Source organism: Pseudomonas sp. QL9 (assembly GCF_041409665.1).
Lineage (GTDB): Bacteria > Pseudomonadota > Gammaproteobacteria > Pseudomonadales > Pseudomonadaceae > Pseudomonas > Pseudomonas knackmussii.
This window is the reverse complement of record NZ_CP166971.1, coordinates 5,850,231-5,867,324: the sequence shown is the minus strand read 5'-3', so window position 1 is coordinate 5,867,324 and position 17,094 is coordinate 5,850,231. Positions and strand designations below refer to the sequence as shown.

Sequence of the window (17,094 nt, the reverse complement as noted above, 5' to 3'; positions counted from 1 at the left end):
TTGCCGAAGGACTTGTCGCAAACAGGGCTGGCGCGACGGATGCGCGCCAGCCTCGAACGCTTCAGTGGGTGATGGAGTTGCGTACTTCCCGCGCGGTGCAACCGAATTGCTGACGGAAGGCGCGGGTGAATTGCGCCTGGTCGCCGAAGCCCCAGCGGAACGCGAGTTCGCCAATGGAGAGGTGGCACTGCGGGTCGCGCAGCTGGCGGTGCACCGCTTCCAGGCGCTGTTGCCGCACCCATTCGCCGAGGGTGAAAGGCGTACTGGCGAAGAGCTTGTGCAGGTAACGCACGGACAGTCCGCAGGCACTGGCGATGGACTGCGGCGACAGGTCCGGGTCGCCGAGGTTCTGCGCCACATGGCGTTCTACGCGGGTGAGGTGGAGGGTGCTGAGATTCGAGCCTTCGCTGCCGAGCACGCGCTCGTCCTGCTGCAGGGCCAGCAGCAGTGTCGACAGGCTCTGCTCCAGCAGCAGGTGGCGAGCCTCCGGCGGGCAGTCGTCGAAATGCCGGGCGCAGAGGTCGAGTTGCTCGACGAAGACCCGGCCCAGGCCTTGGGTGGCATCGAAGCAGTAGCGGGTGTAGCGCTCGGGGCCGCGCAGGTGGTTCTTCAGCGCGCGCTCCGGGAGCTTGAGGACCCAGAGGTCGTTATCGGCGCCGTAGTGGAAACGGTACGGCGAGTCGCCCCGTTCGACGATGAAGCCGCCGGGGCTGCAACTCAGCTGGCGGCCATCCTGCTCGAAGTGCACATCGGCGCGACGCGGCACCGTCACCAGGTAGAAGGCGTCGTGGTCCTGGCCGATCTGTGCCTTGCTGCGGGAGTAGCCCAGCTCGCTGGAACGCAGGCGCGACAGGCTCAGTGCGGTACTGGGTGTGCTCCAGCGCTGCAGCTGGCCGTCGAACGGACGGTCGGCGGCGAACTCCAGGCTCAGGGCGAAATAGGTGTCGCTGATGGCTTCTGCCCAGCGCGCCTGGCGCTCCGGCTGCGCCCAGCTGTGCGTCGATAGTTCTTGGGGCATGGTTCGTCCTTTTTCGAACAGGGCAGCCTGGAAAAAAGGAACTGCAAGCAAGCTACTCAAGCAGCTCTTGTTATTGTGTGAACAGCCCGGCAGCGCTGGGCTGCCGGGCTGGTAACGGGTCGATGATCGACGCGCTGGCACGTTACATCAAGCGCCGCGCGTCACCCGGTAGGTGGCCGAGGGTTCGAGGGTCGCCTGCCAGCCTGGCGGTACCACGATGTTGGTGGTGTCTTCCTCGATCACGCAAGGGCCCTGCACGGTCTGCCCCGGCAGCAGGCGGTTGCCGTCGAACACGGCGGTCGACTGCCAGTCGCCGCCGGCGCTGAAGAGCATCGGCCGCAGGCTGTCCGGCACCGCGCGCGGCGGGTTCGGCGGGCCTTGCAGCTCCGGCTGCGGCGGACGCGGCAGGTGGCCGATTACCGAGCATTCTAGGTTCACCAGCTCCACCGGGCTGCTGGCTTCGCTGTATGAGTAGAGCGTCTGGTGGCGGCTGTGGAACGACTCGATCAGCTCGGCCAGGCTGCTTTCGTCGAGCTGGTGGCGCTCGAGCTCCACGCTGCACTCGTGGATCTGCCCGAGGTAGCGCATCTCCAGGGTGTAGTGGCAGCTGCTGGCTTCGTCGCCGAAGCCGTCGTCGCGCAGGTTGACCAGGCCCTGCTGGCGCAGCTCGGTGAGGGCGCGGTTGAGCCGGGGCAGGTCGACGTGCCCGGCGTCCAGGCGCATCGGCAGGCTGGTCAGCTGGTCGTAGCGCACGTCCGAGAGGATCTGGCCGAAGGCGCAGAGGCCGGAGGCGACCTTGGGAATCAGCACCGTCTGCATGCCGATTTCCTCGGCCAGGCGCACCACGTGCATGCCCGCCGCGCCGCCGGCGCCGATCAGGGCGAAGTCGCGCGGGTCGTGGCCACGCTCGATGGACACGCGGCGGATGCCGTTGACCATGTTCAGGTTCACCAGCGTGGTGATGCCGAAGGCCGCGCGTTCGACGCTGATCCCCAGCGGCTCGGCGATCCGGCTGCGAATGGCGTCCAGCGCGGCCTGGCGGTTGAGGCGGATGCTGCCGCCGAGCAGCGCGCCATCCGGCAGGTAGCCCAGCGCCAGGTTGGCGTCGGTGACGGTTGGCTCGGTGCCGCCCTTGCCGTAGCAGACTGGCCCCGGCTTGGCGCCGGCGCTGCGCGGACCGACCTGGAGCATGCCGAACTCGTCGAGATGGGCGATGGAGCCGCCACCCGCGCCGAGGGTTTCCACCTGGATCATCGGCACGCCGATGCGCTGGCGGAGGAAGTCGACGTCCTTGCTGAAGTTGGTGCGCCCGGCGTTGGTCAGGGTGATGTCGAAGGAGGTGCCGCCCATGTCCACGGTGATCACGTTGTCGATGCCGAACGGACGGGCGACCGACAGGCCTGCCTGGGGCGCGGACGCCGGGCCGGAGTTGATCGCGTTCACCGCGCGGTCGCGCATCACATGGCCCGGGGCCAGGCCGCCGTTGGACTGGAAGTAGCGCACCGGCTGCTGCGCACCCAGCTCCTCGAACAGGCTGTCGATGCGTTCCACGTAGCGGGCCATCACCGGGCTCAGGTAGGCGTTGACCACGGTGGTGGAGGTGCGGGTGTATTCGCGGATCTGCGGGAAGACTTCGTTGCCGCTGCAGACGAACACGCCCGGCAGCGCCGCGCGCACCAGTTCGGCGGCGCGCTTTTCATGGCTGGGGTTGCGCACCGACCAGACGAAGGAAATGGCCACCGCTTCCACGCCTTCGGCGCGGAAGTACTCGATGGCTTCGTGCACCGCGCGCTCGTCGAGCGGGCTGTGCTCGCGGCCATCGCCGAGGATGCGGCCGCCGATGGGGCGGCGCAGGTGGCGCGGCACCAGCATGTGCGCTGGCGGGTAGTGGGCGTCGTAGCGGTAGCCTTCTTCCTTGTGGCCGAGGCGGATTTCCAGGCTGTCCTCGTGGCCTTCGGTGCAGAGCAGGCCGACCTTGACGCCGGTGCGCTCGATCAGCGCGTTGAGGGCGACTGTGGTGCCGTTGATGCACAGGTCGCAGGCGGCGATCACCTCGGCCGGCGTGCGGCCGGTGGCGTCGGCGATCTGCGCGAGGCCCGCGCGGATGGCCAGGGTGCCGTCCTGCGGGGTGGAAGGGGCCTTGAACAGCTGCACGCCGCCGTCGCGGTCGGCCAGGATGAAGTCGGTGAAGGTGCCGCCGGCGTCGATGCCCAGGCGATATTGGTTGCGCATGTCGGATCTCCGGTCAGAACTGGCCGCGCGCGGCGCGGGTGGCGGTTTCATCGAGGTGGCCATCGGCGTTGAGGATCACGCCGTAGTCGAGGGCCGCGCCCTGCGGCGACACCAGACCGTTGCGGACATCCTGCAGGACCGCCGCCAGCGGGCGACGCTGTGGCTCGCCGTAACCCCCTCCACCGGGGTTGATGTTGATGATCCGCTCGCCCGGCTGGACGCTCAGCATGGGGTTCTGCGTGTAGTGGGTTTCCTCGCCATCGGCGCGGCGGTGGATCAGCCGGCCGAGCTTGGGTTCGACCAGTGCGTTGCGCGCGCCGGCGGCGCCGGCGGTGGGCAACTGGCGGCCTTCGCCGAAGCCGACCACGGTCATCGCGTGTTCCAGCGGCTCGATCTCCAGGCGGGTGCCGGAGCCGCCGCGGAATTCGCCGGCGCCGCCGCTGTCGGCCATCAGGCTGTAGCGGTGGATCAGAATCGGGTAGGCGTGTTCCAGGAGCTCGATGTCACCGCTCATCAGCGCGCCGAAGCAGCACAGCGGCCCGCAGGCGTGCCAGCCGTCCATCACCTTGTTGGCGCCGGCGCCGGAAATAATCGAGGCCAGGACCATGGTCACGTATTCGCTGTTGCCGTTGCGCGGATCGTGGCCGGCGATGTTGATGCCGCTGGCGTGACCCCAGGAGGCGGTCACGCGCTCCGGCGAGGCCTGCTCCAGGGCCTGGCGCACGGCGTCGGCCAGGGTTTCCATCGGCGTGGTGGTGCAGTTGACGTGAGGCGCCGGCTCCTCGGCGTTGCACAGGGTGCCGCGCGGGCCGACATCCACGCTGACGCAGCGGTACAGCCCTTCGTTATAGGGCGGGGCGACCTGGGCGAACATCATCAGGCCGAGGTAGACGCCGGAGACCGAGTTGCCCTCGTAGGAGTTGATGAAGTAGGGCACCTGCGGCGGGCTTTCGATGCGGATGTGCGCCTCTTCGCCGCGAATCTCAACGTGTGCGGTGATCGCCAGCTCGCCCAGGCCATGGCCGGAGTCCTCGAGCACGGCGGTGCCGCTGTAGTGCCCGTCCGGCACGTCGCGCAGCAGGGCGCGCATGTGCCGATCGGCCATGTTCTTCAGCTCGGCGATGCAGGCGCGCACCTGCTCTACGCCGTACTTGTCGAGCAGCTCCAGCAGATGGCGCTCGCCGACGCTGCACGCACCGTATTGCGCGTTGAGGTCGCCTTCCTGATAGGGGCGGGCGCGCATGTTGGTGAGCAGCAGGTTGATCACGTCCTCGCGACGCTGGCCCTTCTCCCACAGCTTGACCGGGGGGATGCGCAGGCCTTCGGCGTAGATCTCCTTGGCGTCGGGGTTGTAGCCGGCCGGCACCGGGCCGCCGATGTCGGTGAGGTGGCCCTTGCAGACCGCCCAGAAGACCAGTTCGCCCTGGTAGAACACCGGCTTGTACATGCAGCAGTCGAGGATATGGCTGCCCTTGTAGGCGGGGTCGTTGTGGTAGATCACGTCGCCTTCGGCGATGTCGTCGCCGAAGAAGCCGGCCACGCATTTCATCGCCGGGATCAGCGAGCCCAGGTGGATCGGGATGTCCTGCCCCTGCAGGATCATCTCCGGGAGGTGGTCGAACAGGGAGTTGGAGTAGTCATGGGCCAGGTTGAACACACTGGAGCGGCCGGTCTTTTCCAGGGTCAGGGTCATTTCGCGCTGCGCGGTTTCGAGCGCGCCACGGACAACCGCAAGGGTGATCGGATCAACTGTTTTCATAGGGCACCAACGCTTGTTCTTGTGCTTCGGGTGAGGACCGCCGCAGGCGGCCCTTGCTGCATACGCTAAGGCCGGGGCGGGGTGGCTGGCTTGTCGCTGGGTGTACCCCTTGTTGCGTTTGGGCGCACTCGGCGGAGCGCGCCCCCGCCGGGGTCAGAAGTAGTAGCCGATGTTGCTGTAGAGCTGGTTTTCCCAGTGGCTGGTGCCACCGGCGCCGAGGCTCTGGGTGTAGCTGCCGCCGCCTATGTAGGGGTCGTTGCGGCCGTGCAGCCACTCCAGGGCGATCCACAGCGGGCCGAGGCTGAACGAGGTGCCGGCGATGAAGCGCTGGGAGTCCTTGAAGGCGGATTCGTCCTTGTCGAACAGGCTGTAGTTGGCATAGAGCTTCACGCCTGAAAGCCAGCCGTATTGCCCCGGCAGGCTGTAGCTGAGGTCCGCCACGTAGAGGTTGCCCTTGGCGGCGACGTTGAAGGTGCCGTCGAAGCTGCCGAAGCTCACCAGACGGTCGTCGCCGGGATTCTCCGGGGTCATCTGCTGGCGTGCCGCCAGGCCCTGGAGCCCCCAGGGCCCGTGCTGCGCGGTGGCGTGCAGGGCGGCGGCGACACGGTGGCCGTCGCGATCGGTGTCCTGGTTCTCCAGCGTGGAAGTGAGCAGCGAGGCGCCGACCTCGCCATTCCAGCTGTCGGCCTGGTAGCTGCGCGCGACGCGGCCGACCAGGATGTTCTTCTCGTGGTTGTCGCTGCCGTCGACGACATAGCTGTCGGCGCTGGCGACGCTGGTGCCGTAGGTGCGCCCACCCCGGCTGGTGCCGCGCCCCTGTTCGGCGGGAATCGGGTAGTAGGCCGCCTGCAGGTCCCATTCGCCCTGCCGGGCCAGGTACTTGAAGCCGATGTCCTGGGTGTCCTCCAGGCCGATCACGTTGCCGAGGGTCTCGAAGAAGGTGCTGCCGAAATACGGCGCCAGGCCGAAGGGAATGGCGGTCTGGCCGACCTGCAACTGTTGTTCCGGAGTGAAGCGATAGCCGACCCAGGCGTACTCGGCGAAGGCGATGTCGCCGACCCGGTCGGTGTACTGGTAGGGATAGGCGTCGCCGTAGAAGCGGTACTTGGCGGCGGCTATCCAGGTGTCGGAGTGGTAGTCGGCGGTGAGGAAGAAGGTGTCGAAGCTCAGCTTCGAGATGTCCCGGTCGGGGTCGTAGTCGAGCCGCCCGCGCAGGGCGCCGCCGAGGTCGAGGTTATCGGTGACTTCCACCGCACTGGCGTGCTGGGCCAGGCCGAGGGTGAGAAGGGCTGCATAAATCGAGGTAAGCCGAGTGCGTTGCAGTGACATGAACCGCTCCGGGTTTCTTGTTGTGGTTGCAGGTGAGGGGCCGCCCCGGCGGGCGGCCGGAAGTCAGCCCAGATCGCCCTGGAGCTGGTTGCGACGCAGCAGCAGGGGCGCTGCGCGGTACACGAGGAAGGCCACGACGAAGGCGGCCGGCGCTGCGGCGGTGGCCAGGTCGGCGTTGCCGGAAAGTTGCAGGGCGATGCCCGCGGCGGCGGACAGCAACCAGGCCAGCAGGCCGCGGACGCGGAAGGCCGGTTGCTGGTCGAGCCGGTAGCGGACGCTACGCGTCCCGAGCAGGTGCGCCAGGGTGATGGCGACCCAGCCGACGATGAACAGGCTCTGGTAGGCCAGCGCCTGGAGGATGTAGCTGAACACGTCGAGCAGCATCAGCAGGTAGACCAGCGCGCCGGTCAGCAGCGCCCAGGCCACGTAGGGCACGCGCCGCAGGCCGAAGTGGCTGCAGAAGGCCTGCAGGTTGGTGGCGGCGAGGAAGAAGTTGCCGGTGTTGATCCGCGTCTGGCTGATCCACACGAAGAGCAGTCCGCCCAGGCCCATGAGCTGGATGATCGCCAGTACCACCGAGACCTCGCTCAGCCCGCCCTCGGTGGGAATGGTGGCGGCGAGGAAGATGCCGACCAGGCCGTTGAGCAGGAAGGCCACGGTGTAGAAGGGCATGCCGAAGTTGAAGCGCGCGTGGTAGGTGCTGTCTTCGGGCTTGCCGAAGCGGGCGTAGTCCCAGGTGTACATCATCAGCACCCAGACGCCCATGAAGTAGGTGAAGCAGTTCCACCAGCCGTGGGCCACCGGCCCGCCCTTGGGCGCCAGGCTCAACCAGGCCGAGGAGTAGCCGTACTCGCCGATGGCCATCGCCACCGCCGCCACCAGGCCCAGGAGGTAGAAGGGCAGCAGCACGCCGTTGAGCTTGTCGAGCCAGCGCATGGCATTGCCGAAGATCAGCAGCACGCTGTAGGCGACCACTACCAGGAACGCGGCGTGCAGTTCCAGCCCCGGCAGGTAGCGGTGCAGCGCCACCGCCATCACCGAGCCTTCGAAGACGCTGTAGTAGATGGCCGTGGCGCTGAAGATCAGCGTGGCCAGCGCCGCGCCGCTGCGGCCGAACAGCACCTGGGAAAACTGCGCGACGGACAGCCCGCTGGCGATGGCGTGGCGGGCTATGACGGCGTTGATGACGCCGTAGCTGAGCACCGACAGCACCAGGCCGATCAGTGCGTTCAGCGTGCCGTAGCCCATGGCCAGGGCGGCGGCGACGACCAGGTAGAACATCGCGCTGCAGATGCCCCACCAGGCCATGGTCAGGGAACAGCGGCCGAGCCGCTGGTCCTCGGGGATGGGGAGTTCGGGAGTCGTTTGCGTGTTGGAAAGTGCGCCAGCCATGACCGTAACCCTTCTTGTAATGGAGTGAGAGGCTCCAGAACGGTAAGGAAAAGCGTTCGGTCAGGATTGGCGTTTGGCGTACGTGTTTTTGCGCCTGGGCGCACAGAAAGCCAGCAAGGGCTCTGCCGCGCGGATTGCCGCTGGAGCGCGACTGTCGAGGGGCGACGATGAACCGCGACCGGTCGGCCGCGGCTCGTACCCAATGGCCTCAGAACGGCCGGCTGCCGCTCAGGCTGATGCGCTTCAGGCGGCGCCGCTCGGTGGCGGGGAAGGCGTTGCGGGCGTGCAGGGTGGCCTGGTTGTCCCACCAGACGATGTCGCCGACCTGCCACTTGTGGGTGTAGATCAGCTCGGGTTTCTGCAGGTGCGCGCGCAGGCGTTCGATCAGCGCCTTGCCTTGCTGCGGATCGGCGCCGCGGATTTCCACCTCGGTGTGCACGCTGAGGAAGAGCACGCGCTTGCCGCTTTCCGGATGCACGCGCAACAGCGGGTGCTCGGTGCCCTGGATCGGCTCGATGTCGGGAACGCCCGCCAAAAGGGGCCTGGACACTGATCGTGGACTCAATCCAGGCGCCATATGCAAATAACCAAAAAGTATTTATTTCTAATTTCTTATATCTGTAATCTCGCTCCTACCGGACCACCGGACACGCCCCGATCCCCCTGAAAACGTCCCGTGGTCCGTCCTCGCTCAGCAGGCGGCCGCCCAGTCCCTGAGGAGCAACGCCATGAAATCCATTTTCGCCCCGCGCCGCCTGCTGGCCGCGCTCACCCTGGCCGGTATCGCCGGCGTCGCCCAGGCCGACATCACCCTCGGCTACCAGACCGGCATCGATCCGACCAAGGTTCCCCAGGCCGATGGCACCTATGAAAAAGCCATCGGCGAGAAGCTCGACTGGCGACGTTTCAACAGCGGCGCCGAAGTGGTGACCGCCATCGCCTCGGGCGACGTGCAGCTCGGCAACCTCGGCTCCAGCCCGCTGGCCGCCGCCACCTCGCGCGGCCTGCCGATCGTGGCCTTCATCGTCACTGCGCAGATCAACGCGGCCGAGGCCCTGGTGGTACGCAACGGCAGCAAGATCGAGAAGCCCGAAGACCTGGTCGGCAAGACCATCGCCACGCCTTTCGTCTCCACCTCGCACTACAGCCTGCTGGGCGCGCTCAAGCATTGGAACATCGACCCGAGCAAGGTGAAGATCGTCAACCTCAACCCCACCGAGATCGCCGCCGCCTGGCGTCGTGGCGATATCGACGGCGCCTTCGTCTGGTCGCCGGCCCTGGGCGAGATCAAGAAGAGCGGCAAGGTGCTGACCGACGCCGCGGAAGTGGGCAAGTGGGGCGCACCGACCTTCGAGGTCTGGGTAGCGCGCAAGGATTTCGCCGAGAAACACCCGGAAGTGCTGGCCAAGTTCGCCCGCGTGACCCTGGATTCCTTCGCCGACTACAACGCCCACAAGGCGCAGTGGACCGCCGATTCCGAGCAGGCAAAGAAGATCGCCCGGCTGACCGGCGCCTCTGCGGCCGACGTGCCTGAACTGCTCGCCGGCTCGGCCTTCCCCGAGACCCAGGCACAGCTCTCCAGCGCTCTGCTGGGCGGCGGCACCGCCAAGGACATCGCCGGTACCGCGGCCTTCCTCAAAGAGCAGAAGCGCGTGCCTTCGGTGCTCAAGGACTACTCGCCGTACGTCAGCGCCGAGTACGTGCGCCAGGCGGAGTCGGTGCAGGTCGGGCAGCGCTGAGGCGCGGTGGCGGCGGATAACCGCTACGCGGTTATTCGCCCTTCGCACAAGAACGATTCCCTGTAGGAGCGCGCCATGCGCGCGAATCGCGGCCATGGGCCGCTCCTACAGGGTCATCAGGAAATACCCAGGATTCCTTCTCACCCTACGGAGGGCAGAAACATGAGCCGTCTAACGGCCGAGGCCGTGAGCCTCTCCTTCGAGCAGCATAGCCAGACCCGGCGCGTGCTGCATGAACTCACACTGGACGTGGCCAAGGGCGAGTCCCTGGTGGTGCTCGGCCCTTCCGGCTGCGGCAAGTCGACCCTGCTCAATGTTCTCGCCGGCTTCCAGCAACCCGACCGCGGCCGCGTGCAGATCGATGGCCGCACCCTCGAAGGCCCCGGTGGCGAGCGTGGCGTGGTGTTCCAGGACGACGCCCTGATGCCCTGGCTGGATGCCCTCGACAACGTCGCCCTGGGCCTGCGCATCCGTGGCCTGGGCCGTGCCGAACGCGAGGCCCGTGCCCGCGAGGTGCTCGCCCTGGTCGGCCTGCAGGAGCACGCGCACTACCGTGTCTCGCAGCTTTCCGGCGGCCAGCGGCAGCGCCTGGGCCTGGCCCGCGCGCTGGCGGTGGAGCCGGACTTCCTGCTGCTCGACGAACCCTTCGGCGCCCTCGATGCGCTGACCCGCGAGCGCATGCAGGTGCTGACCCTCGACCTGTGGCGCAAGACCGGCAAGGGCCTCTTCCTGATCACCCACAGCGTCGACGAGGCGCTGTTCCTGGCCACCGACCTGGTGGTCATGGATGGCCCGCCGGCGCGCATCGTCAAGCGCCTGCGCCCGGACTTCGCGCGGCGCTACGCGGCCGGCGAGCCGGTGCGTTCGATCAAGTCCGATCCCGAGTTCGGTCGCCTACGTCAGGCGCTGTTGGATGAGTTCCTGGAAGAGCCGGAGGCCGAACATGCCCACTGATACCCTGACCACCAAGTTGCCCGCAAACCGTCGCAGCGCCGTGGCGCGCCCGCGCGATCCGCGCCGCTGGGCCGCCGCCGGCAGCCTCGGTGCGCTCTTCGCGCTCTGGTGGCTGGCGACCCACTTCGGCTGGGTCGACACCCTGTTCTTGCCGGCCCCCGAACAACTGGTGGAAACCTTCAAGCGCCTGCTTGGCGAAGGCTACGTCGACGCGAGCCTCTGGCAGCACATAGGCACCAGCCTGCTGCGCGTGCTGCTGGCGCTTGGCGCGGCGGTTCTCACCGCCATCCCACTGGGCATCCTCATGGGCCTCAACCCGCTGGTGGGCGCCGCGCTCGATCCGCTGGTGGAGTTCTACCGGCCGATCCCGCCGCTGGCCTACCTGCCGCTGATCGTCATCTGGTTCGGCATCGGCGAGCTGTCCAAGGTGCTGCTGATCTACCTGGCACTGTTCGCGCCGCTGCTGATCGCCACCGCCGCCGGCGTGCGTCGTGTCGACAAGACGCGCATCCAGGCCGTGCGTTGCCTCGGCGCCAATCGTTGGCAGGTGGTGCGCCACGTGATCCTGCCCAGCGCGCTGCCGGAAGTCCTCACCGGCCTACGCATCGCCCTGGGCGTGGGCTGGTCGACCCTGGTCGCCGCCGAGCTGATCGCCGCCAACCGCGGCCTGGGCTTCATGGTGCAGTCGGCCGCGCAGTTCCTCGCCACCGACGTGGTGGTACTGGGCATCCTGCTGATCGCCGCCATCGCCCTGAGCTTCGAACTGGGCCTGCGTTGGCTGCAGCGTCGCTTTGCATCCTGGGAGTAGGGCACGGGCCCGGCTTCGCGTACGAGACTTCGAGAGAGAAAAATGACCACCCTGACCATCGAACCCATCAGCCCGGCCCTCGGCGCCGTTGTCTCCGGCATCGACCTGCGCCAGCCGCTGGACGACGCCCAGCAGCAGGCCATCGAGCAGGCGCTGCTGCAGCACCAGGTGCTGTTCTTCCGCGACCAGCCGCTGAACCCGGCGCAGCATGTGAACTTCGCCCGCCGCTTTGGCGACCTGCACATCCACCCGATCTACCCGAGCGTGCCCGAGCAGCGCGAGGTGATCGTCCTCGACACTGCCGTCACCGACGTGCGCGACAACGCCATCTGGCACACCGACGTGACCTTCCTTGAAACCCCCGCGCTCGGCGCCGTGCTGGCTGCCAAGCAACTGCCGGCCTACGGTGGCGACACCCTGTGGGCCAGCGGCATCGCGGCCTTCGAGGCGCTGTCCAAGCCGCTGCAGCAGTTGCTTGACGGCCTGACCGCCACCCACGACATCAGCAAGTCCTTCCCCCAGGAGCGTTTCGGCGCCACCGACGCCGACCTCGCGCGCCTAGAAGAGGCACGGCTGAAGAACCCGCCGCGCTCGCATCCGGTGATCCGCACCCACCCGGTGACCGGGCGCAAGGCGCTGTTCGTCAGCGACGGTTTCACCACGCGCATCAACGAAGTTTCGGCCGCGGAAAGTCGCGCGTTGCTCGACCTGCTGTTCGCCCATTTCAGCCGTCCGGAATTCAGCGTGCGCTGGCGCTGGCAGGAGAACGACGTGGCCTTCTGGGACAACCGCGTGACCCAGCACTACGCGGTCGACGACTACCGCCCGCAGCGCCGGGTGATGCACCGCGCGACCATCCTCGGCGACAAGCCTTTCTGACGGTGCACTTTTTCGCGGACGAAAAAAAGGCCATTACCGAGTCGCGGGGGAAGCGGGGAGTGGTAATGGCCTGATGCTTCAAAACCAGGTGCTAGAACCTGATGGCGTTCAAATTAGCAAATAGTTGGCTGGCTAATGATGAATGCGCTTGATAGTGCATATGGCCGGGGGCAATAGAGGCGGCCAACGGGATCGTGCGAAAGGGCTGGGCGAGCGGCCGGGAGCCTGGGGCTCCCAGCGTGCGGGTCAGTAGCTGAAGAAGCCCTGGCCGGCTTTGCGGCCGAGGCGGCCGGCAGCGACCATTTCCTTGAGCAGCGGCGCGGGGCGGTACTTGGAGTCGCCGAAGCCGTCGTAGAGCACCTGCATGATCGCCAGCAGGGTGTCCAGGCCGATCAGGTCGGCCAGGGCCAGCGGGCCGATCGGGTGGTTGCAGCCCAGTTGCATGCCGGCGTCGATGTCCGCGGCGCTGGCCAGGCCTTCCTGCAGGACGAAGACCGCCTCGTTGATCATCGGCACCAGGATGCGGTTGACCGCGAAGCCCGGGGCGTTCTTCACGCTCACCGCGGTCTTGCCGACGATGCTGGCGAAGTTCATGGCCAGCGCGTGGGTGCTGTCGGAGGTCTGCAAGCCACGAATGACTTCCAGCAGGCCCATCACCGGCACCGGGTTGAAGAAGTGCATGCCGATGAAACGCTGCGGATTGCGCACGACCACCGCGAGCTGGGTGATGGAGATCGACGAGGTGTTGCTGGCGATCACGCACTCGGGCGCTACCAACTCGTCCACCTGGCGCAGGATGCGCAGCTTCAGTTCGAGGTTCTCGGTGGCCGCTTCGATCACCAGGTCGGCGTCTTTCAGCGCGGCGTAGTCGGTGCTGCCGGTGATGCGCGCAAGGATGCCGGGCTTGTCGGCGGCGGCCAGTTTTTCCTTCTTGATCAGGCGCTCGAGGTTGCCGTCTATGGTCGCCAGGCCGCGCTGCACGGCGGCGTCGTTGACGTCGATCATGGCCACCTGGAGGCCGGCCGCGGCGCAGACCTGGGCGATGCCGTTGCCCATGGTGCCGGCGCCGATCACGCCGATCTTGCGGATGCCGAGGGTGGTGTCTGCGGTGCTCATCTTTGTTGTTCTTCCTCTCAGGTGGATGGAGTGCGCCTTTGGCGCCGGCGGCGACGATAGCGCAGGCGTGGCCGACCGGCGAGTCTCGCGAAGTGGGGGCGGGGGTGAACGCGATATTTTCGAGGGTATATGCGCCATTCGCTGGCCGAATCACCCATTTTGAGGGGGCGCGGTGGCGTGATATGCCCGAGAATCGACGGCAACCCACTCAGCCAGGCCATTGCCATGAAGCCCGAACGCATTCCCCTGGATTACCCCTGCGGCCCCGCGCCCTTGACCGGTGAAAGCCGCGAGATCGCCCCCGGTGTGCACTGGCTGCGCATGCCGCTGCCCTTGAGCCTCGACCACATCAACCTGTGGGCCGTGGAAGACGGCGACGGCTGGGCGCTGTTCGACACCGGCATGCACACCGCAGCCACACTCGACGCCTGGCGCACGCTCCTCGGCCCGGAAGGCCCGCTGGGCGGACGGCGGCCGACGCGGGTGTTCGTCACCCACATGCATCCCGACCACGTCGGCCTCGCCGGCTGGCTCACCCGCGAGTTCGGCTGCGAGCTCTGGATGACCTTCGGCGAATACATGAACTGCCGCGTGCTGGTTGCCGACAACGGCCGCGAGGCGCCGCCCGAAGGCATCCGCTTCTACCGCCGCGCCGGCTGGGACGACGCGGCCATTGCGCAGTACCGCGCGCGCTTCGGCGGGTTCGGCAAGCACATCTGGCCGCTGCCGGAGAGTTATCGGCGCCTGCGCGATGGTGAACGCATCCGCATCGGCCAGCACGAATGGCGGGTGGTGGTCGGCAGCGGCCATTCGCCGGAGCACGCGAGCTTCCATTGCCCGGACCTGCAGCTGCTGATCGCCGGCGACCAGGTGCTGCCGCGCATCTCGCCGAACGTCTCGGTGTTCCCCACGGAACCAGCGGCCGACCCGCTGGGCCAGTGGCTGGCGTCGCTGGTGAAGATCCGCCGTGAAGTGCCCGACGACGTGCTGGTGCTGCCCGCGCACAACGAGCCGTTTCGCCCGCTGCACGCGCGCATGGATCACCTGGAACGCGGCCATGGCCTGGCCCTGGAGCGCTTGCAGGCGTTACTGGAAGAAGGCCCGAAACGCGCCATCGACCTGTTCGGCGCGCTCTTCGCCCGGCGCATCGACCAGGACCTGCTGCCGCTGGCCACCGGTGAATGCCTGGCGAACCTCAACTACCTGCTGCAGCGCGGGCTGGTGGAAGTCCGTGACGACGCCGATGGCGTCGCCTGGTATAGCCGCACCTGAGACTGAACTTGTAGGAGCGAGCTTGCTCGCGAACAGCCTCGCAGCGGGTCCTGGTTCGCGAGCAAGCTCGCTCCTACGAAGAGCAGTGCCGGCGGCTATGCCGGCAGCACATCCTTCCCGGACAGGAAGCGGCCGAAACCCTGCTCCTTGCCCAGCGCCTCGGCGAAGCCCTGTTCGCGCTGGTAGGCCACGCGGCCGTTGATCAGGGTGGCTTCGACGGCGTCGTCGTTGCGCTTCACCAGGCGCACCAGGCCGAGGTTTTCCATGGGCGCTTCCTGCACTTCGTCCAGCTCGTCGGTGAGGCCTGCCGGGTTGATGATCGCCACGTCCGCGCGGTCGCCAACGCGGATGTAGCCGGCGTCCAGGCCGGCGAAGTCGGCCAGCTCGCCGGTCAGGCGGCGCACCGCGTGGCCGGTGTCCATGAACGGCTGGCCGGCTTTCTCGGCGTCGTGCACGTACTTCAGGAAGCGCAGTGCGAAGTTGTACTGCGCGTGGGAGGCCAGGTGCGCGCCGGAGTCGGCGAAGCCCGGCTGGGTCCAGGGGCTGCTCAGCAACTTCTGCATCACCTGCGGGCGGTGGTTGCCGTAGCAGGTGGTCCACTTGAGTGCATTGCGATGTTCAAGGGCCAGGTCGAAGAAGGCGTCCACCGCGTCTTGCCCGCGCGCCTGGCCGATTTCCTCGAAGTTGCGCCCAACCAGGCTGGCGTCCGGGCACTCGCGCACCCAGCAGTCGGACAGCTTGCGATGCCACAGGCCGATGCTCAGGGTGGCCTTGATGTCCTTGCGGAAGCGCGCGCGGAACTCAGCGTCCTGGATGCGCGCGTAGAGTTCGTCCGGGTCCTTGATGTCGCGCAGCACCTCGCCGGCGCCGAACTCCTCGAAGCCGTTCATGTTCAGCCCCTCGATGCGCACCACGAAGGGCGCCGGCAGCGTCTGCCAGCGGTAACGGCCGCGCAGCACGCGGTTGGCCAGCCAGCCGGAGGCGCGGGTGACGCGGTGCATGAAGGGCTGCGACTTGAGGTCGAGGGCGGTGAGCATGCTCGACTTCAGCGGCCGGCGGAACCAGCCGTGGGCCTGCCAGAGGAAGGCGAACACGTTGACTTTGGTGACCGCGTTGGGCGCGCCCTGCATCAGCGCATTGCGCCGGCGCAGCACGGCGAACAGGCGGGAGAATTCCTTCCAGGTGGCGAAGGTGGAGGGCAGCGGGCTGGACCAGGCGCGGTCGCCGTCCATCTTGTCGAGCCGCGTGGTCATCACCGAGAGGCCGAAGCAGCCGGCATCCAGCGCCTCGTTGAGCAGTTGCTCCATGCGCTGCAGTTCGGCCTCGGTCGGCTTGGCGCCGCTGATGGCGCGCTCCAGGCCCATGACCGCGACGCGCAGCTCGGAATGGCCGAGGAAGGAACAGAGGTTCGGCCCCAGCGGCTGCTGCTCGTAGAAGGCGCGGTAGCCGGCGGCGTCACGCCAGGTGCGCTTGTCGCGGAGGATCGGCAGGACGATGTCGCGCGGCACCGCCTCGACGCGGGTGAAGAGGTCGGAGCAGTCCTCGGCCTCGCCCAGCACCATGCTGATCGAGCAGGAACCGACGGACACCGTGGTCACGCCATGACGCACGGATTCCTTGAGCGCCGGCGCGGCTATGACTTCGGCGTCGTAGTGCGAATGGATTTCCAGGAAGCCCGGCATGACCCATTTGCCGGCGGCGTCGAGCACCTGCGGGCAGCCGTCCTCGTCCAGCGGGGTGAGGCTGAGCGTGTCGATGCGGCCGTCGCGGATGCCCAGGTGGCGCAGCTCGCCGGGTGCGCCGCTGCCGTCGAAGTACAGGCCGTTCTTGATGATGACGTCGTAGCTCATGGGAGGCTCCAGGGCGACAGCAGCAGGGTCCCGCTCAGCAGCAGGAGAAGGTGGATGGTCAGGCGGAAATGCCGTTCGGCGCAGCGCCGGTGCAGCCGTTCGCCCAGCCACAGGCCGAGCGGCAGCAAGGGCGCGAAGGCCAGCACGCGGGGCAGGGCGGGCAGCAGGCGGCCGTCGGCGAGGAAGGCCAGGGTGAGCAGGCCGTTAAGGGTGAACCAGACGCTGACCAGCGTTGCGCGGAAGCGCGACTTGTCCATGCGCAGCGTTGCCAGGCCGTAGACCAGCAGCGGCCCGCCGGAAGCGAATAGGCCATGGCAGATGCCGGCGGCGCCGGTCGTCAGGCGCAGCAGCCAGGCCGGGGTCTGGCCGCGCGGGGCTTCGTCGCGCCAGCTGCGGCTCAGCTCGCGGGCGGCGAACCAGAGGATCAGCAGGCCGAAGCCGCGCTTGAGCAGTTGCGGTTGCAGGTGCGGCAGCAGCAGGTAGCCGACGAGCATGCCGAGCAGCATCCCCGGCAGCAGAGTGGCGAACAGCAGGCGGGTGTCGATCAGCGCGCGGTGCCGCCAGACCAGAAATCCGGTCAGGCCGACATTCAGCGGCACCAGCACCGGCAACAGTTGGTCGATCGGCAGCAGCAGCGCGCCAAGTGAAAGCGCGACCACCACGCTGCCGAAGCCGGTGACCGCTTCGAGGGTGTAGGCGAGCAGGATGAAGCCGCCGAGGGCGGGCATGGCGTAAGGCATGGCGCT

The 17,094-nt window shown here is 67.6% G+C and carries 13 protein-coding genes and 1 pseudogene; 5 read left to right on the top strand and 9 right to left on the bottom strand.

Going from position 1 to position 17,094, the window contains the following annotated elements:
• Nucleotides 1–61 precede the first annotated feature (61 nt).
• From ACA097_RS27230 to ACA097_RS27205, 6 genes and pseudogenes are all read right to left on the bottom strand, one after another.
• Nucleotides 62–1,018 carry a helix-turn-helix domain-containing protein gene (locus ACA097_RS27230; RefSeq protein ID WP_371367393.1) on the bottom strand — a complete coding sequence of 319 codons (957 nt, stop codon included), beginning with the start codon at nucleotides 1,016–1,018 and terminating at the stop codon, nucleotides 62–64.
• A 147-nt stretch (nucleotides 1,019–1,165) separates the two neighbouring features.
• A complete protein-coding gene (locus ACA097_RS27225; RefSeq protein WP_371367391.1) occupies nucleotides 1,166–3,250 on the bottom strand; it encodes a hydantoinase/oxoprolinase family protein in 2,085 nt (694 codons plus the stop codon).
• A gap of 13 nt (nucleotides 3,251–3,263) precedes the next feature.
• Nucleotides 3,264–5,009, bottom strand: a complete 1,746-nt coding sequence (locus ACA097_RS27220) for a hydantoinase B/oxoprolinase family protein (protein ID WP_371367388.1) — start codon at nucleotides 5,007–5,009, stop codon at nucleotides 3,264–3,266.
• Nucleotides 5,010–5,162: 153 nt separating this feature from the next.
• A complete protein-coding gene (locus ACA097_RS27215; RefSeq protein ID WP_371367386.1) occupies nucleotides 5,163–6,338 on the bottom strand; it encodes a porin in 1,176 nt (391 codons plus the stop codon).
• A 63-nt stretch (nucleotides 6,339–6,401) separates the two neighbouring features.
• Nucleotides 6,402–7,730: a cytosine permease gene (locus ACA097_RS27210; protein ID WP_371367383.1), complete on the bottom strand. Its 1,329-nt coding sequence runs from the start codon at nucleotides 7,728–7,730 to the stop codon at nucleotides 6,402–6,404.
• Between the two features lie 208 nt (nucleotides 7,731–7,938).
• Nucleotides 7,939–8,253: pseudogene (locus ACA097_RS27205) on the bottom strand (TauD/TfdA dioxygenase family protein); the annotation flags it as partial.
• Nucleotides 8,254–8,458: 205 nt separating this feature from the next.
• On the opposite strand from ACA097_RS27205, the gene tauA reads away from it, so the two are divergent.
• The 4 genes from tauA (at nucleotide 8,459) to tauD (ending at nucleotide 12,110) form a co-directional block, all read left to right on the top strand.
• Nucleotides 8,459–9,469 carry a taurine ABC transporter substrate-binding protein gene (tauA, locus tag ACA097_RS27200; protein ID WP_371367381.1) on the top strand — a complete coding sequence of 337 codons (1,011 nt, stop codon included), beginning with the start codon at nucleotides 8,459–8,461 and terminating at the stop codon, nucleotides 9,467–9,469.
• A 162-nt stretch (nucleotides 9,470–9,631) separates the two neighbouring features.
• On the top strand, nucleotides 9,632–10,423 hold the full coding sequence (locus tag ACA097_RS27195) for a taurine ABC transporter ATP-binding protein (protein WP_371367379.1): 792 nt from the start codon (nucleotides 9,632–9,634) through the stop codon (nucleotides 10,421–10,423).
• Entirely contained in the window at nucleotides 10,413–11,231 is an 819-nt protein-coding gene (gene tauC, locus ACA097_RS27190; protein WP_371367377.1) for a taurine ABC transporter permease TauC, read from the top strand. The genes ACA097_RS27195 and tauC overlap by 11 nt, the downstream gene beginning before the upstream one ends.
• A gap of 42 nt (nucleotides 11,232–11,273) precedes the next feature.
• Entirely contained in the window at nucleotides 11,274–12,110 is an 837-nt protein-coding gene (tauD, locus tag ACA097_RS27185; RefSeq protein WP_371367375.1) for a taurine dioxygenase, read from the top strand.
• 246 nt (nucleotides 12,111–12,356) lie between these two features.
• Here the strand turns inward: tauD and ACA097_RS27180 are convergent, their stop codons facing one another.
• Complete coding sequence (locus ACA097_RS27180; RefSeq protein ID WP_371367373.1) at nucleotides 12,357–13,226, bottom strand: 3-hydroxybutyryl-CoA dehydrogenase; 870 nt, start codon at nucleotides 13,224–13,226, stop codon at nucleotides 12,357–12,359.
• A 225-nt stretch (nucleotides 13,227–13,451) separates the two neighbouring features.
• Between ACA097_RS27180 and ACA097_RS27175 the strand changes: the two genes are divergently transcribed.
• Entirely contained in the window at nucleotides 13,452–14,498 is a 1,047-nt protein-coding gene (locus ACA097_RS27175) for an MBL fold metallo-hydrolase (protein WP_371367371.1), read from the top strand.
• 95 nt (nucleotides 14,499–14,593) lie between these two features.
• On the opposite strand, the gene ACA097_RS27170 is transcribed toward ACA097_RS27175, so the two are convergent.
• Nucleotides 14,594–16,348 (bottom strand): amidohydrolase family protein, encoded by a 1,755-nt coding sequence (locus ACA097_RS27170; RefSeq protein WP_371367369.1) that lies wholly within the window; start codon nucleotides 16,346–16,348, stop codon nucleotides 14,594–14,596.
• Nucleotides 16,345–17,088, bottom strand: a complete 744-nt coding sequence (locus ACA097_RS27165; RefSeq protein ID WP_371367367.1) for a TSUP family transporter — start codon at nucleotides 17,086–17,088, stop codon at nucleotides 16,345–16,347. Before ACA097_RS27165 ends, ACA097_RS27170 begins: the two co-directional genes overlap by 4 nt.
• Nucleotides 17,089–17,094: the final 6 nt, after the last annotated feature.

Coding starts and splice junctions, on each gene's coding strand:
- ACA097_RS27230 (WP_371367393.1), bottom strand. CDS start 1,018: ATGCCCCAAGAACTATCGACGCACAGCTGGGCGCAGCCGGAGCGCCAG.
- ACA097_RS27225 (WP_371367391.1), bottom strand. CDS start 3,250: ATGCGCAACCAATATCGCCTGGGCATCGACGCCGGCGGCACCTTCACC.
- ACA097_RS27220 (WP_371367388.1), bottom strand. CDS start 5,009: ATGAAAACAGTTGATCCGATCACCCTTGCGGTTGTCCGTGGCGCGCTC.
- ACA097_RS27215 (WP_371367386.1), bottom strand. CDS start 6,338: ATGTCACTGCAACGCACTCGGCTTACCTCGATTTATGCAGCCCTTCTC.
- ACA097_RS27210 (WP_371367383.1), bottom strand. CDS start 7,730: ATGGCTGGCGCACTTTCCAACACGCAAACGACTCCCGAACTCCCCATC.
- tauA (WP_371367381.1), top strand. CDS start 8,459: ATGAAATCCATTTTCGCCCCGCGCCGCCTGCTGGCCGCGCTCACCCTG.
- ACA097_RS27195 (WP_371367379.1), top strand. CDS start 9,632: ATGAGCCGTCTAACGGCCGAGGCCGTGAGCCTCTCCTTCGAGCAGCAT.
- tauC (WP_371367377.1), top strand. CDS start 10,413: ATGCCCACTGATACCCTGACCACCAAGTTGCCCGCAAACCGTCGCAGC.
- tauD (WP_371367375.1), top strand. CDS start 11,274: ATGACCACCCTGACCATCGAACCCATCAGCCCGGCCCTCGGCGCCGTT.
- ACA097_RS27180 (WP_371367373.1), bottom strand. CDS start 13,226: ATGAGCACCGCAGACACCACCCTCGGCATCCGCAAGATCGGCGTGATC.
- ACA097_RS27175 (WP_371367371.1), top strand. CDS start 13,452: ATGAAGCCCGAACGCATTCCCCTGGATTACCCCTGCGGCCCCGCGCCC.
- ACA097_RS27170 (WP_371367369.1), bottom strand. CDS start 16,348: ATGAGCTACGACGTCATCATCAAGAACGGCCTGTACTTCGACGGCAGC.
- ACA097_RS27165 (WP_371367367.1), bottom strand. CDS start 17,088: ATGCCTTACGCCATGCCCGCCCTCGGCGGCTTCATCCTGCTCGCCTAC.